13 protein-coding genes are annotated in these 15465 nt (G+C 68.1%); 9 read left to right on the forward strand and 4 right to left on the reverse strand.

What is annotated here, in order from left to right:
- The first annotated feature begins 3 nt into the window (after positions 1–3).
- The 7 genes from ACLJPD_RS25800 to ACLJPD_RS25830 all read left to right on the forward strand — a co-directional run bounded on the left by ACLJPD_RS25800 (position 4) and on the right by ACLJPD_RS25830 (position 9984).
- On the forward strand, positions 4–1272 hold the full coding sequence (locus ACLJPD_RS25800; protein WP_410875524.1) for a hypothetical protein: 1269 nt from the start codon (positions 4–6) through the stop codon (positions 1270–1272).
- Positions 1263–2543: a Wzz/FepE/Etk N-terminal domain-containing protein gene (locus ACLJPD_RS25805; protein ID WP_410875526.1), complete on the forward strand. Its 1281-nt coding sequence runs from the start codon at positions 1263–1265 to the stop codon at positions 2541–2543. The genes ACLJPD_RS25800 and ACLJPD_RS25805 overlap by 10 nt, the downstream gene beginning before the upstream one ends.
- Positions 2540–3898 carry a glycosyl hydrolase family 28-related protein gene (locus ACLJPD_RS25810; protein ID WP_410875528.1) on the forward strand — a complete coding sequence of 453 codons (1359 nt, stop codon included), beginning with the start codon at positions 2540–2542 and terminating at the stop codon, positions 3896–3898. Before ACLJPD_RS25805 ends, ACLJPD_RS25810 begins: the two co-directional genes overlap by 4 nt.
- Complete coding sequence (locus tag ACLJPD_RS25815) at positions 3895–5247, forward strand: GNAT family N-acetyltransferase (protein WP_410875530.1); 1353 nt, start codon at positions 3895–3897, stop codon at positions 5245–5247. Before ACLJPD_RS25810 ends, ACLJPD_RS25815 begins: the two co-directional genes overlap by 4 nt.
- Positions 5244–6584, forward strand: a complete 1341-nt coding sequence (locus ACLJPD_RS25820) for a glutamate-1-semialdehyde 2,1-aminomutase (protein WP_410875532.1) — start codon at positions 5244–5246, stop codon at positions 6582–6584. Before ACLJPD_RS25815 ends, ACLJPD_RS25820 begins: the two co-directional genes overlap by 4 nt.
- A complete protein-coding gene (locus ACLJPD_RS25825) occupies positions 6581–7684 on the forward strand; it encodes a glycosyltransferase (protein ID WP_410875534.1) in 1104 nt (367 codons plus the stop codon). Before ACLJPD_RS25820 ends, ACLJPD_RS25825 begins: the two co-directional genes overlap by 4 nt.
- A gap of 275 nt (positions 7685–7959) precedes the next feature.
- On the forward strand, positions 7960–9984 hold the full coding sequence (locus ACLJPD_RS25830) for an SDR family oxidoreductase (RefSeq protein WP_410875536.1): 2025 nt from the start codon (positions 7960–7962) through the stop codon (positions 9982–9984).
- A 58-nt stretch (positions 9985–10042) separates the two neighbouring features.
- Here ACLJPD_RS25830 and ACLJPD_RS25835 read toward each other — a convergent pair whose 3' ends face one another.
- Positions 10043–10906 carry an NAD(P)H-binding protein gene (locus ACLJPD_RS25835; RefSeq protein ID WP_410875537.1) on the reverse strand — a complete coding sequence of 288 codons (864 nt, stop codon included), beginning with the start codon at positions 10904–10906 and terminating at the stop codon, positions 10043–10045.
- A gap of 156 nt (positions 10907–11062) precedes the next feature.
- Between ACLJPD_RS25835 and ACLJPD_RS25840 the strand changes: the two genes are divergently transcribed.
- Positions 11063–11563, forward strand: coding sequence for a hypothetical protein (locus tag ACLJPD_RS25840; RefSeq protein ID WP_410875539.1), 501 nt, complete (start codon positions 11063–11065; stop codon positions 11561–11563).
- A 107-nt stretch (positions 11564–11670) separates the two neighbouring features.
- Here ACLJPD_RS25840 and ACLJPD_RS25845 read toward each other — a convergent pair whose 3' ends face one another.
- Both ACLJPD_RS25845 and ACLJPD_RS25850 read right to left on the reverse strand, forming a co-directional pair.
- Complete coding sequence (locus ACLJPD_RS25845; RefSeq protein ID WP_410875540.1) at positions 11671–12324, reverse strand: cutinase family protein; 654 nt, start codon at positions 12322–12324, stop codon at positions 11671–11673.
- A gap of 156 nt (positions 12325–12480) precedes the next feature.
- Complete coding sequence (locus tag ACLJPD_RS25850; RefSeq protein ID WP_410875542.1) at positions 12481–12750, reverse strand: hypothetical protein; 270 nt, start codon at positions 12748–12750, stop codon at positions 12481–12483.
- Between the two features lie 40 nt (positions 12751–12790).
- Between ACLJPD_RS25850 and ACLJPD_RS25855 the strand changes: the two genes are divergently transcribed.
- Positions 12791–14479 carry an FAD-binding dehydrogenase gene (locus ACLJPD_RS25855; RefSeq protein WP_410875544.1) on the forward strand — a complete coding sequence of 563 codons (1689 nt, stop codon included), beginning with the start codon at positions 12791–12793 and terminating at the stop codon, positions 14477–14479.
- Here the strand turns inward: ACLJPD_RS25855 and ACLJPD_RS25860 are convergent.
- Positions 14476–15303 (reverse strand): IclR family transcriptional regulator, encoded by an 828-nt coding sequence (locus ACLJPD_RS25860; RefSeq protein WP_410875546.1) that lies wholly within the window; start codon positions 15301–15303, stop codon positions 14476–14478. The genes ACLJPD_RS25855 and ACLJPD_RS25860 overlap by 4 nt on opposite strands.
- Positions 15304–15465 lie beyond the last annotated feature (162 nt).

Below are 15465 nucleotides of genomic sequence, written 5' to 3' on the forward strand. Positions count from 1 at the left end.
GGCGTGGCCCGCGTGTTCCTCATCGCGCAGGCCGTGTTCTGGTCACTGTCCTATGTGGCGCGACCGCTGGTGCTGCTCGCGGTGCGGCCCGAACCGCACTTCGGTGACAACGTGCCCGATCCGCGCCTGGCCGACCTCGGCTACGACCGCGGGATCGCGCTGGCCCTGCAGCATGTCGTGTTCGGGCTGTGGGTGTACGCGGCGCTGGTTGTCGCCTACGCGATCTGGGCGCACCGCAGACCGCTGCGCCGCGCCGCCGCCCTCGACGATCCTGATTTCGTGCCCGCGCTGCTCACCCTGTATGTGTTCGGCATGCTCGGGCGGCTCGCGGGCAAGGCGTCCGGGTCGGCGGGCACCGCCGGTGAGGTCGACAGCGCCAATCCGATCCTGGCGTTTCTCGCCGTCCCGGCCTCGATCGCCGCGATCGGCCTGATCATCTTCCTTCGCCCGCCCGACCCGCGCCGCACCGCGATCATGCTCGCCGGTCTGCTGGCCGGGGAACTGTGGTGGTCGTCGGTGGTGCAGTCCAAGACCCCGATCCTCGGTGCCGCGCTGGCACTGGCCATCCGGTTCTCGATGATCGGCTGGAACCGGCGCACTGCCCTCGGTGTCGCGGGCATCGGCGTGATCGGCGTGATCGGCTTCGGGTGGTTGCAGTCGTTCAAGTCCACCGGCACCGCGGCACGCGATGCGGCGACCGTCGATTCGATCTACCCGGAGAGCGTGCAACCGTTCCTGAGCATCCTGCGCCGGTTCGACCTGCTCGAGGCCGCGACCGACGCGCTGTTCTACGGTCCCGGCGGCTGGCTGACGCCGTCGGAGATGGTCCAGCACGCGAGCCTGAGCCTCATTCCGGCACCGGTGCTCGGGCTGGAGAAGTTCCAGTCCGGAACGGCATGGGCGAACGAGGTGCGCGGCGCCTCGGTGGATATGAGCACCGTGACGGTCTCGCTGGCCGAAGGAAATTTCAACGAGGGCTATGTGCTCGGCGGCTATACCGGTGTCGTCGTGAGCGCGGTGTTCACTTTCGCGCTGCTGCTGGCGTGGTCGTATTCGCTGTATGCGCGGTGGTTTCCGGTGATCGTGCTCGGTCTGGCGATCACCGGCGCCTCGACGCTGTTCGAGCGCGGGGTTCTCGGCAGCATGGAGAATCTCGGCAAATTCTTGCAGACCGCCGTGTTGGCGTGGCTGGTGTATCTGGTGGTCGCGGAGTTCCGGCGCACCGAATCATGTGTGGTATCAGGCGAAATGGAGTCCCAGCGATGGGTTTGATCGATATGTGGCGCATCGTACGACAGCGATGGCTGTTGATCGTGGCTGTCGTACTGGTGTGCACGGCGGCCGCCTGGGCCTACGCGCAAACACTGCCGAGCACGTATGCGGCGTCGAGTTCGATGTACGTGTCGATGGCGACGGGCACGTCGGTCAACGATTCGTACCAGGGCGGTCTGGCCGCGCAACAGCGCGTGCGGTCCTACCTCGATCTGGCGTCCTCGACGACTGTCGCGGCGCGGGTGGTGGACGAGAAGGGCCTGAAGGTCACGCCGGAGCAGATGCGCGCGCGGATCACCGCCAGTTCGCCGCCCGCGACCTCGGTGATCATGATCTCCGTCGAGGATTCGACACCGGCAGGCGCCCGCGATCTCACCGACGCGGCGGTGGCGCAGTTCCGCAAGCTCGTCGACGAGCTCGAGTCGATCCAGCGTGACGCGGCACCGGCGGCGCGGGTGGCCGTGGTCGACCGGGCACAGCTGCCGAGCACGCCGCTCGGGGCGCCGCCGAGCAGGATCGCGCTGCTGGGTCTGATCGCCGGTCTCGCCCTCGCAGGCGGTGCCGCGCTGCTGCGCGAGCGAACCGACCGTTCACTGCGCACTTCCGACGCGGTGGCGCGAGCGCTGCCCGTTCCGGTGCTGGGTGTGATCGATGCGGGCGAGCCCGGTGCCACGGGTGAGACGCGGAGGTTGCGCAGCCGGTTGCTCCAGCACGACCCGCTGAAGTCGGTGCAGCTGACCAGTCTGTCGGCACGATCGGTGCCGGATGTGGCGATGGCGCTTGCCCGTTCGCTGTCCGACAGCGGACAGCACGTCGTGCTCGTCGACGCCGACACCAGTGGCGGCGGCAGTTCCGCATTCATCACCAGCGACAGTCAGGGGCTGGCGGCGGTGCTGCGCGGCACCCTGCCCGTCGCCAAAGCGCTGACGCCGTGGTCGGAGACCGGGATCGCGTTCCTGCCGCTGGGTGCGGGCGATCAGCTGACACCCGACCTGCTGGTGTCGGGGCGATTCGCCGACCTGCTCACCGATCTGACGTCGCGTTTCGATCATGTCATCGTGGAGACGGCGCCGGTCACCGTCGCCGCGGACGCGATCGGGGTCACCCCGCTGTGCGACGCCACCATCGGCGTCGTCGAACTCGGCGCACTGTCCGGGCCCGGATTGCGCGGCGCACTCGCGACTCTCGGCGCCGCCGAGCTCACCGGAGCGGTGGTGTACAGCAGACCGTCGGCTCCTCTGGCCCGTTTCGTGGAACGGCTGGCGATATGAGCGAGGAGTCGGTAGGGCGGCGGCGTCTGCTCGCCGCCACCTTCGGCGCGGCGGCGGTGCTGCCGTTGGCCGCCGCCTGTGCCGCCGAACCGGAACCGAGCGCGGAGTTCCGATCACCGCACGTCAGCGATTCGCCCGCGGCCCGCAATGTGCGCGATTTCGGGGCGATCGGCGACGGCAAGGCCGATGACACGGCGGCCATCGCGGCAGCCGCGGCGGCCCGTGACCGACCGGTGGTGCTGTATTTCCCCGCAGGCACCTATCGCGTCCGATCGTGGCCCGAGATGCCGGACTACGCAACGGTTCTCGGTGACGGTGGCGACGCCAGCGTGGTCTTCTGCGAGGAGGACGTCACGTTGATCCGGTTGGAGAAGCGCAGCCGAGTGCGGTTCTCCCGCATCGGTTTCTATCTCACCGGACCGCGCGCCACCGCGTTCGTGCTGTCGGAATGCTTCCGTTGTTCCTTCGACGGCGTCGTGATCCGCGGAAATCATCTCAGCGACAACCACCCTCGCTTCCTCGCTCAGCGCGGCGTGGTCCTGGATCGCAATACCGGTGGCACCGCGTTCATCAATTGCGATATCAACAACTTCGGGGTCGGCCTCGAAACGCAGTGCATCCAGAACTACGTCACCTCGTCGAAATTCACCAGCAACTACGTCGGGGTGCTCGGCACCGGCAACGACCACAATGCCGGGTTGGCGCTGACCAACGTAGAATTCGTCTCCGATCGCGATCCGCGCACCACCGACCGGCATCTGCTGGTCGACGGCGCGGCCAATGACTGGTGGCTGACCAATATCTGGTTCGAGGGGGCCGATGTCGCGGTCTCGGTCGGAACGAAAGGTGGGGGTGGGCCCGCCCAGTTCGGCATGGTCAACTGCAAGGTGGCAGCCCGCTCGGTGGGCATCGACCTCGTGTACTGCAGACAGCCGTATCTGGCGAATGTGGTCTTCGATCAGGAATCCGACCGGCCCGCCATCGAATTGCGCATCGACCCCGTCGACTGCGCGGAGGGCACGGCGATCAACCTGATCTCCGGTTCCGCCGACGATCTGCGAGCGGGTGTGTTTCCCGACGGGTGGCAGGTGATCGGGCGCAGCGGGATGCGCACTTCGCGGTTCACCGGCACGGTGATCACCAGGGCCGGGCACGGCGACGCCGATCTGTTCCAGGCGCAGGGCAATGACGGCGCGGTCCGCTCCGCTGTCTTGTCCAGCGGCGCTTGGTTATCCGATCAGGCCGACGCCGGACTCGTGCTCAAAGATCCCTCGGGGAGCTACTGGCGGCTGGCCGTTGGCACCGACGGCGCGTTGCGCACGGTGGCCATGGGCACCCAACGGCCACGACGATGAGCACGTCATACGCCTCGGTGACGCTGGGGCCGGTGCGACTGCACGGCGTCTCGGTGCTGCTGCGGCCACCGGTTTTCGGTGATTTCGCCGAGTGGCGGCGGATTCGGCTGCGTGATCGCGACTGTCTCGAGCCGTACTGGTTCCGTTCCTCGTTGACCTGGGAACAGCGGCACACGGCGACCCGCTGGGTGCGCGAATGTCTGACGGCCCGAACCGAAGCCAAGGCGGGACGACGAGTGAGCACGGTGCTCGAGATCGACGGTAGGTTCGCCGGGCAGATCGAGCTGGTCAGCATCGACTCCGGTGCCGCCGAGCTCAGTGTGTGGGTCGACGCCGAGGTCGCCCGCCGAGGTGCGAGCGGGCTGGCCGGGTCGCTGCTGCTCGACTTCGCGTTCGACACCGTCGGCCTGGACCGGATCACCGCGCCGATCGCCGTCACCAATGCCGGTGCCCGGCGCGCGGTCCGGCAGCGCTGGACGATGGAAGCGGTGATGCGCGGGTACTTCGATGTCGGCAGCGGCCGCACCGACCACGAACTGTGGGCGGTGACCAGCGATCGGGTACCCGTGGGCGGGTTCGCCGCCGATTGGCGCAACGGCTACCTCGCCACCCACCCCGGACACGGTGCCGACTCCCCGCGGCGCGAGCCGGTGCGGTCCAGCGACGCCACGGCGCCCGAAGCCACGATATCGAGGTACACGGTACTGCGGGCGCGGGCGCGCTACTGCCTGGGCACGTTGCGACATGTGGCCGACCCGCTGTGCTCTGCGACCCTCGGCCCGGCGCCCGACGAGCACGGGCAGGTAGCGTTACGCCCTTGGCGCAGCGGTGATTTCGAGCCTCGCCGCGCTGCCCGGATCGCCGCACGGCCGCTGCTCGCACCGGCCGCTGCTCCCGAGAAGTGGGCGGGGTGCCACACCCGGCTCGAATGGTGGCGGGCCAGGGCTTCGTCGCGGAAGGGGTTGCGCGGGCCGTACGGCGCAGTCCTCGTCATCGAGGAGGCGGGTCGCTACGTCGGAGAATGCCGCCTGTTCGACCAGGACATGTTCGATCGCAATGTCCGTGCCGCCCTGTGGGTTTCACCGCAGGCGCACCCGGATACCGCGGTCAGCGCGTTACGCTTGCTGACCACCCACGCCACCGAGCGACTCGGGATCTGGCGGCTGGTGCTGGCGGTGTCGACCACCGACCCGGTGGGCTCGGCCGTCGCACTGGCGGCCGGTTTGCGTCACGAGGGCACCATGCACCGATACCGAGGTGTCGACGGCGAACTCACCGACCACGAACTGTGGGCGTTCAGCAAAACACCGGCGGTCCGGACGCCAGAGGCCGGAGGCGAATACCTATGACAGAGCACCGCGGTTTCGATCGCAGCAACGAGCTGCAGGCACACCTGCACGACCTGGTCCCCGGCGGCGCCCACACCTACGCCCGCGGCGCCGACCAGTATCCGGAGCTCATGGCGCCGATCCTGGTGCGTGGCAACGGCGCTCACGTCTGGGATGCGGATGGCAATCGCTACGTCGAGTACGGGATGGGTCTGCGCGCGGTCACGCTCGGTCACGCCTACGCACCCGTTCTCACCGCCGTGTCGGCGGCCATCGCCGACGGCGTCAGCTTCAGCAGGCCCACTGAACTGGAACTGCTTGCCGCACAGGACTTCCTGTCGCTCGTGCCCGGTGCCGACATGGTGAAATTCGCCAAGAACGGCTCCGATGCCACCACCGCCGCGGTCCGGCTGGCCAGGGCCGTCACCGGTCGCAGCACCATCGCCGTCTGCGATCAACCGTTCTTCTCCGTCGACGACTGGTTCATCGGCACCACGGAGATGGCGGGTGGCATTCCCGCCGTCGACACCGTGAAGTTCCCCTACAACGACCTCGACGCCCTCGCGGCGACCCTGGCGGACGGCTGCGTGGCCGCGGTCTTCATGGAGGCCGCGACCGCCATGGCCGAACCGTTGCCCGGATATCTGGAAGATGTTCGCGCACTGTGTGATCGGTACGCGACGCTGCTCGTGTTCGACGAGATGATCACCGGCTTCCGGTGGTCGGCGGGCGGTGCCCAAGCCGTCTACGGCGTGACGCCGGACCTGTCGTGCTGGGGCAAGGCGATGGGCAACGGGTTCCCGATCTCCGCGCTCGCGGGCAGACGCGAGTACATGGAGCGGGGCGGGCTGCGCACCGATCAGGACCGGGTATTCCTGCTCTCGACGACGCACGGCCCGGAAACGTCCGCCCTGGCCGCGTTCCGGGCGGTGGTGCACGCCTACCGCACCGAGGAACCCGTCGCGAGGATGGAACAGGCGGGTCGCGCACTCGCCGACGGTGTCAACGCGATCGCCGCCGACCTCGGCATCGCCGACTTCCTGCAGGTGCGTGGCAGACCGTCCTGCCTCATCTACCGCACCTTGGACGCGGAAGGCGCACCCTCGCAGGCATTTCGAACGCTGTTTCTCCAGGAACTCCTGGTCCGCGGAGTACTCGGCCAGTCGTTCGTCACCTCCGCCGCCCACGACACGGACGCGATCACCACCACGATCGCCGCGTGCGCCGAGGCTGCCGAGGTCTACCGCCGTGCGCTCGAGCACGGCACCGTCGACGGGCTGCTGCGCGGCCGCCCCGTCGCCCCCGCACTGCGTCGCACCGCGGCGCCCCGGCAGATCGAAGCGAGCACCCCCCGATGACCCGTGTCGCCATCGTCCACGAACGATTCACCGAGTTCGGCGGCTCCGAGGCCGTTGTCGGCGAATTCGTCGAAACCTGGACCGATGCGCAGGTTTTCGCGCCGATCGTCGCGCCGGGTGGCCTGCGCGAACCCGTGCGTATCGTGCACGACACCTGGCTCAGCAAGGCGCACACCTACACCGGTGGGCGGCACGCTCCCCTGCTCCCGCTGGTCCCGCGCGCGTTGCGCCGAATGCCGTTGCATGACTTCGATGTCGTCGTGATCAGCCATCACGCGTTCGCCACCCAGGCCGCCCTGGCCACCGACGCGCCCGTCGTCGCCTATGTGCACTCCCCCGCCCGCTGGGCCTGGGATCGCGAATTCCGCGCGCAGGAAGCCGGTGGGCGCGTCGGCCAACTCGCGCTCGGCGCGCTGGGTGCCCTGGCTCGACGTGGCGAACTGCGTGCCGCGCCGCGGCTGACGCATGTCATCGCCAACTCGCACGCGGTCGCCGAACGGGTCACCGACTGGTGGGGTCTGCCCGCCTCGGTCGTCAACCCGCCCGTCCAGGTCAGCCGCTTCACCCCCGATCCGACGGTGGAGCGCGAGGACTTCTTCCTGTGCGCGGGCAGGCTCGTGCCCTACAAGCGCGCCGACCTTGCCATTCGCGCCGCGCAGCGGGCCGGTGTCCGCCTGGTCGTCCTCGGCGAGGGTAGGTTCCGCGCCCAACTCGACGAGATCGCCGGATCGGAGACGACGTTCCTCGGCGCCACCTCCGGCGAACTGCTGCAGGACATGTACCGGCGGTGTCAGGCGCTGCTCATGCCCGGCATCGAGGATTTCGGCATCGTCCCGGTGGAGGCGATGGCGTGCGGCACGCCGGTCCTCGCGGTGGGCGCGGGCGGCGCCCTCGATACAGTGCGCCCCGGCGTCACCGGTGCGTACGTTCCCGCCGGTTCCGATGCGGACGTCGTCGCGGCACTGGCCGAGCTCATGCGCGAATTCAGTGCGACGACCTACGATCCCGCCAAGATCCGCGACCACGCGAACTCCTTCGCCCCCGAGGTGTTCCGCACGCGGATGGCGAGCACCGTCAGCGATGTACTGGCGGCGCAGTAGCGACGAGTTGTCCGAAACTCGGAGTTACGGAAATCCGATGTCACACATACCCTTTGACCTGCGACGACAGGTGACAATTCCCACACGGTCACACACACCCGAGGGCTTGCCCAGCAAGGTTACTGACGAGTACGGTTAGTCCCAGCCGGGACGACGATGTGCCCGGCTTCTCTCCAGCCACTTTGCTGCTGGACCTCAACCGTTGATTTCGCATTCACCGCCGCATGCCGATCACTGTTGCGCGACACCGTGTTTCGAGATTTTCAGGAGGAGCGATGGTTTCCTACATCGTGACAGGCGGCACCGGATTTCTGGGTCGGCGAGTGGTGCGAGGACTGCTCGCGGCCGACCCCACCGCGATCGTGCACGTGCTGGTCCGTGCCGAATCGTTGGCCAAGTTCACCGCGCACACCGCGCAACATCCCGACAGCGATCGCGTGTTCGCGCTGGTCGGCGACCTGACCGCCGAAGGCCTCGGCCTCGGCGACGGTGCGCCGCGCGCCGATCACGTGCTGCACCTCGGCGCGGTCTACGACATGACCGCCGACGAGGAGACCGCCCACGCGGCCAATGTCGCGGGCACCCGCTCGGTGATCGAGCTGGCCCGCAGCCTCGATGCCACCCTGCACCACGTGTCCTCGGTGGCGGTGGCAGGCGATCACCGTGGCAAGTTCTTCGAGGAGGATTTCGACCTCGGCCAGAACCTGACCTCGCCGTATCACCGCACCAAGTTCGCCGCGGAGAAACTTGTTCGCGAGGCAGACGACGTGCGCTGGCGGGTGTATCGCCCGGCGATCATCGTCGGTGATTCACGGACCGGCGAGATGGACAAGATCGACGGCCCCTACTACTTCTTCTCCGCCATCTCGGCACTTTCCGGCCTGCCGTCGGAACTGCCGTTGCCGCTGCCCGATCTGGGTGCGACCAACGTGGTGCCGGTCGACTACGTCGCCGAGGCGATGGTGCGTCTGGTGCGGCGCGCGGGTCTCGACGGGCGCACGTTCCACCTGGTCAACCCGCGACCGCAGCCGTTCGGGGAGATCTACCGCGCGCTGGCCACCGCCGCGGGCGGTCCCGTCGGCATCGGCACCGTGCCGGGCAGTGCCCGTGCGCTCACCGGGCTCGGGCTCATTCCCGGCGCCCATGCGGTGCGTGACTTCCTGTTCGAGCAGGCAGGCATCCCGGCCGCGGTCGCACCGCACGTCGGGTTCACCGCCGAGTTCGTCGCCGATTCCACCCGGGCGCAACTACCCGGCCTGACCGTGCCCGCCTTCGACACCTACGCGGACCGCCTCTGGGATTTCTGGCGCACCCACCTGGATCCGCACCGCGGCCGTCCCGCCGCCGACGCGGACCCGCTCTCCGGTCGCACGGTGCTGATCACCGGAGCGTCCTCGGGTATCGGCCTGGCCACTGCCCATGCCGTCGCCCGTCGTGGGGCGATCGTGCTGATGATCGCCCGTGGCATCGAAGACCTCACGGCCGCAGCGGATTCCGTGCGGGCCGACGGCGGCACCGCCTTCGCCTACCCGTGCGATATCACCGACGCCGAGGCCGTCGACCTCCTCGTGAAGACGGTGCTCACCGAACACCACCACGTCGACTACCTGATCAACAACGCGGGTCGCTCGATCCGCCGCTCGGTCGCCAACTCGGTGGACCGCATGCACGACTTCGAACGCACCATGGCGGTCAACTACTTCGGTGCCGTCCGTCTCATCCTGGGCTTCTTGCCCTCGATGCGCGAACGTCACTTCGGCCATATCGTCAATATCTCGTCCATCGCGGTGCAGACCAAGGTGCCCCGGTTCGCTGCCTACGCCGCGAGCAAGTCCGCCCTGGACAACTTCAGCGAGATCGCCGCCGTCGAAAACCGGGGCGACGGAGTATCTTTCACCTCGATCCGGATGCCCCTTGTCCGCACCCCGATGATCGCGCCGACCGAGGCCTACCGCTACCTGCCCCTGCCCGATCCGGAGCGGGCCGCTGACATCGTGATCCGTGCGCTGCTGGAGCGCCCCGACCGCATCGACACCCCCGTGGGTACGTTCTCCCAGGCGGTCGAGATGTTCATGCCGTCGCTCAAGCGCACGATCATGCACACCGGGTTCCGCCTGGTCGGCGAGTCCAGCGCGGCGCAGCGAAAGCCGGGTGAGGTTCCGGTCGTGGTCGAACCGGTCGAGGTGGCCGAGCCGACGCGCAATGCCCTCGCCGTGTTGGGTCCGGTGTTCGCTCCGCTGATGGTGATGCCCGGATCCGCTGCTCGGATGGGCCGGATTCTGCCCGGCGTGCATTGGTGAGCCACCACTGAAACCCGGCCGGTCACGATGTTCGTTGTCGTGACCGGCCGGTTGGTATTCACCGCAGGTTGGTGTTCGCCCAGGCCGCGAGGGTCGTCGGCGTGGTGGTGAGCACGGTGCGTGGGTCTTCGGGGACGAAACCGGAGCTCAACCCCGCTGACATGCCCGCGATGCCGTCGACCTGTCCCGCCCCGAGGCCTGCCGATCGCAGCATGTCCCGGAACTCGGTGTCGCCGAGGTGGATCGGGGTGACCTCGTGTCCCAGCTGCCGACCGAGGATCTCGGCAACGTCGGTGAACGTCAGATCCTGTGGCCCGTGCACCGCCTGCACGACGCGCCCCGACCACGCATCCGACAGCAGCCGGACCGCGGCCACCTCACCGATGTCGCGCGGGTCCACCCAGGCCATCGAATGGTCCAACGGCCACGGCGTGGACAACGTGCCCGCCCTGATCTCGTCGAGCTGGGTCACCAGGTTGGTGAAGAAGTACCCACACCGCAGATGCAACACGTTCGCGCCGGTGTCATCGAGCAACTCCTCGGTCCGCGCCAACCCGTCGATCTCCCCGGCCCCACCTCGCTTCTCGGCACCCCCACTACTGACAAACACCGTCGCCTCGATCCCGTTCTCGATGACAGCCCGCGCCGCCGAAGCCCCCATCCGCGCGTACCCCGCCACCGGATCACCATCCACCAGTGCGGGCGGATCAACCCAGAACAACCGATCAGCCCCCTCGGTAGCCCGCACCACCGCATCCGAGTCCCCCTGATCGACCTGGGCGACATCGACAAATCCGCGCATCGCGGGATCGAGCCGCCCGGGATCGCGCATCAGCACAGTCGGCCGAACCCCCGCCTGCACCAACAATTGCACGACCCGAGCCCCCACATGCCCGACCGGCGTAGTGACAACAATTCGCATTTCATCCTCTCGACGTCCCATAACCTCACGCTAGAACCCAATGCGGCCAATTCCTGACCGTGATCGCCTACGCAGTGACGCCACGCTGCCGAAACGTTCCATCCGGTAGGGCTACACTCAGGGGCTACGGTGACCCTCGGGTAGATCGGAGTCGACATGACGAAGTTGCTGAATTCTCTGTCCGAAGACGAGTATGTGCTGGTCCGCGAGACCAAGAAAGCACAGATGGTCGACCTCGACGAAGAGGCGTTGATCCGGCTGCATACCCGCGTTCGGCGGGCGCGCAACAAATTCGTCAAGTTGTACCGCCAAGCCGGAGCGGCGAAGGTCGAAGTCAAAGGGGCGCGCGGCGCCGGAAAATCGGCAAACGCGCGCAATGCGGGCAAAGCGGAAGTCTTCGAAAGCGCGCTCAGCAGGGTGAGCAGCCAATTGGGCACGGTCGCGAAACGAAATGCCCGCAAGTTGAAGGACGAAAGGCTCGCCCGCGCCCGCAAGGATGCACCCTCGTTCAGCGAAATCGACACCAGCGACGGCAAGGTGCCCTCCCCGGGGAAGGCACGCGTCGATGCGACCCGTGCATCTTCCGGGCGAAAGAAGTTCGAGGCCTCCAGTATCGCCGCGGGAGCCCGGCGCCAAGCCAAGAAGGACGATCGCTAGCCGCAGCTGACGCTGGTCAATTGTTCCAGCCGACAGGCAGCGTCGACCGCGCGGTGGCGCAGATCGGCGCTGTCCTGTCCCTGGTCGTGCCCGCCCTCTGAGCAGGCTCACAACCGCGCGCCCACCTGTCCGGCCGCGGCTGCGAACGCCCACTCGTAGCTGCCGTGCGCGGCGGGGAACACCCCGCCCGCGCACACCGGGTCCCCCGCGGCGCAATAGTTCGCGGTGCGGTCTGCGTACAACGGCGGGACCGTGCCGCCGATGAGGCGCAGTGGGTCACCGAACAGCAGCACCGCGACGACGCGCGAGGACAGTTCGGGGGGTAGCACCCACGCGCCGGGCAGGGGCGCGGAGCCGAGAACGCCGTGGACGACCACCGCGCCCTGGGAGTAACCGACGAGGACGAAGCGCTGGTCGGGGCAGGCGGCGGCCTGGTAGATCAGGTGGCCGGTCATGGCCCGGGTGCCGTCGCTCATCGAGGTCGGCACCAGGAGGTCGGCCGGGTACTCGACACGGTGGGCGGTGGTGTCCACCGGTAGCTGTGCGCTCAGTACCGCGTAGAGCGGGTCGCCGATGGCGGCACCCAGATAGCCGGGTTCGACTGTGCCGCGGGCGATGACGACGTCGAGTGTGGCGCAACTCTGCGCCCACGCCGTCAATCCGGGAGACATCGCTGTCCCGATTCCCGCGGCCAGTAGCAACACCGACAGCGCTCGCGCTGTATGCCTTGCGACGATACGAATTGCCTTCCGATAGGTCATGCTGACCACCTGCTCACGCCGTTGTGAGGAATAGAGAAAGAGCTTGCGCTCAGTGGTGGAATACCCGCTGACCTGCATCGACATAGCACGAACTCGGCATCGGCTGCGCCACGGTTATGTCTCGGATCGCCTGTGGCACAACGCCGGTCGGCGAACTCAGTGCTTCTTGGGCTTCTTCTTGTACTTCGGCTTGTCGTGATCGGGCTCCCACTCGTAGCCCGCGACACCGCGTTCGCAGTAGGAATCGGCAACGTGGACGTCGCCTTGGTCGCGCTCGCACCAGCGCGTCTTCGAGCAGGACGTGGCGCCGAGGCCGGCCACGACGGCGAGCGTGAGGACGGCAGCACCGGTACGGGTTCGGACGTTCATGAGCGTGTCGAGCCTTTCATCGAATGAAATATCGCTGGTCAGGGCGTTTTCCAGCACTTGCCCCCACCTGTCGACGAACCAATGCTACGTTCCAGGCATGTCGAGCACAGCACCTGAGCCCACCGAAGATTTCACTCCCGACGCGATCGTCGTCGGCGCCGGACTGGCGGGCCTGGTCGCCGCGCACGAACTGGTACTCGCCGGGCGCAAGGTGCTGGTGCTCGACCAGGAGAATCGCGCCAATCTCGGCGGGCAGGCGTTCTGGTCGCTCGGCGGGCTGTTCGTCGTCGACAGCCCGGAGCAGCGCCGGCTGGGCATCAAGGACTCTTACGAACTGGCACTGCAGGATTGGCTGGGTTCGGCCGGGTTCGATCGCGAGGACGAGGACCGGATGGGCCGTGAGTGGGCGAAGGCCTACGTGCGGTTCGCGACCGATGAGAAGCGAGATTACCTGCACGCCCTGGGTTTACGCTTCACCCCGCTGGTCGGCTGGGCCGAGCGAGGCGGCGGCCTCGCGGACGGGCACGGCAACTCGGTACCGCGGTTCCACCTCACGTGGGGCACCGGACCCGAAGTGCTGCGCGTCTTCCTCGAGCCGGTCCTGGCCGGCGAGGCAAAAGGGTTGGTCCGCTTCGCATTCCGGCACCGCGTCGACGAGCTGATCGTCGAGGACGGCGCCGTCACCGGCGTGCGCGGCGGCGTGCTCGCGCCGGCGGACACCGACCGTGGCCAGGCCTCGAACCGGGATGTGGTGGGCGAGTTCACTTTCCGCGCTCCCGCGGTGCTCGTGAGTTCGGGCGGTATCGGTCACGCCCACGACCTCATCCGCCGCAACTGGCCCACCGAACGTCTCGGCCCGTGCCCGGAGACGATGATCTCCGGTGTCCCCGCCTACGTGGACGGCCGGATGCTCGGCATCTCCGAGGAGGCCGGGGCGGCGCTGGTCAACCGCGACCGCATGTGGCACTACACCGAGGGCATCAACAACTGGGATCCGATCTGGCCCGATCACGCGATCCGCATCATCCCCGGCCCGTCGTCGCTGTGGTTCGACGCCTGCGGAAAACGGATGCCCGCACCGTGTTTCCCCGGTTTCGACACCAACGAGACCATGCGTCAGATCCTGTCGACCGGCTACGACTACTCCTGGTTCGTGCTGAACCAGTCGATCATCGAGAAGGAGTTCGCGCTGTCGGGGTCGGAACAGAATCCCGACATCACCGGCAAGGACCTCAAACTCACCGCGCGCAGCAGGCTCGCCAAGGGCGCGCCGGGCCCGGTGGAGGCGTTCAAGAAGCACGGTGTGGACTTCGTGGTCGCCGATTCACTGGCGGAGCTCGTCGACGGCATGAACGAGCTCGCCCGCGGGCCGAAGCTGGACGTGGCCGCCCTCGAACACCAGATCGTGGCCAGGGACCGCGAGGTCGCCAACTCGTTCGCCAAGGACGCGCAGGTGGTCGCGATCAACAGCGCCCGCAAGTACCTCGGCGACAAGGTCCGCGTCGTCAAACCGCACCGCATCCTCGATCCGTCCCATGGCCCGCTCATCGCGGTGCGCCTCAATGTGCTCACCCGCAAGACGCTCGGCGGACTGCAGACCGACCTCGATTCGCAGGTGCTGCGCCCGGACGGCTCGGCGTTTCCCGGCCTGTATGCCGCCGGTGAGGTCGCCGGGTTCGGCGGTGGCGGCGTGCACGGCTACAACGCGCTGGAGGGCACGTTCCTCGGCGGGTGCATCTTCTCGGGCCGGGCAGCCGGTCGGGCGATCGCGAAAACCGCGCCCTAGTGCGGGTGCCGGGGGGCCAGGGCGCGCGACGCTTCCTTGGCCACCTCGGCGAGCGCGCGAGCCAGCCGCGCGGTGTCGAGCGCGGTGCGCTCGCCCTTGACCGTGCCCGACAGCGAGATCGCGGCCACCGCGACACCGCGGCCACGGATCGGCACCGCCACACAGCCGACGCCCGGCATCGACTCCTCGGTGTCGACGGCCACGCCCTGACGGTTGCGGATGCGGGCCAGTTCGCGGTGCAGTTCGGCCCTGTCGACGATCGTGCGCGCGGTTCGCGCCACCGTGTTGCCGCGCAGCGAAGCCTCCGCGATGCCGGGTTCCAGCGTGGCCAGCAGCGCCTTGCCGACCGCCGTGGAATGCGCGGGCAACCTGCCGCCGACGCGGGTCGGGATGACCACCCGGCCGCGTCCACCCGAACGATCGAGGAACAGCACCTCACGCCCGTCCAGCACCGCGAGGTGTCCCACCAGCCCGGTCCGCTGGCTGAGTTCGTAGAGCAGCGGCCCCACCACCTCGCGTAACTCGTTCTGCTCGGCCGCGAGCCCGCCGAGCTCGAGCACCCGCAGTCCGAGCCGGTAGCCGCCGGGGGTGTGCGACAGCCAGCGCAGCCGGATCATCTGGTCGAGGATGCGATGCACGGTCGAGCGCGGCAGCCCGGTGCGTTCGGCGAGCCCGAGCAGCGTCAGCGTGGGGGTGGCGGCGTCGAACGCGTCCAGAATGAGCGTCATCCGCTCGATCATCGACGTCGGCGGTACCCCGGTCGCCGGGCCCGATCCGGTCCACAGGTTCTCCGGCGCCGGTTCGGTCACGATCTCGACCGTCATGTGATCCAACCTCCACAGTGCGTAGCGCTATCAGACTAGAGCCGCCAGCTACGCTCACGCACTATTTCGCCGCAGAGAGGTCCGCCGGACGGACGTGACGATCAGCTGTGACGCGTGCGTCGACTGCCGCGATCCCCATCCGGCAGGGGTCGTTGCGGCAGT

Origin of the sequence: Nocardia sp. A7 (assembly GCF_046549215.1) — a bacterium.
Taxonomy (GTDB): domain Bacteria; phylum Actinomycetota; class Actinomycetes; order Mycobacteriales; family Mycobacteriaceae; genus Nocardia.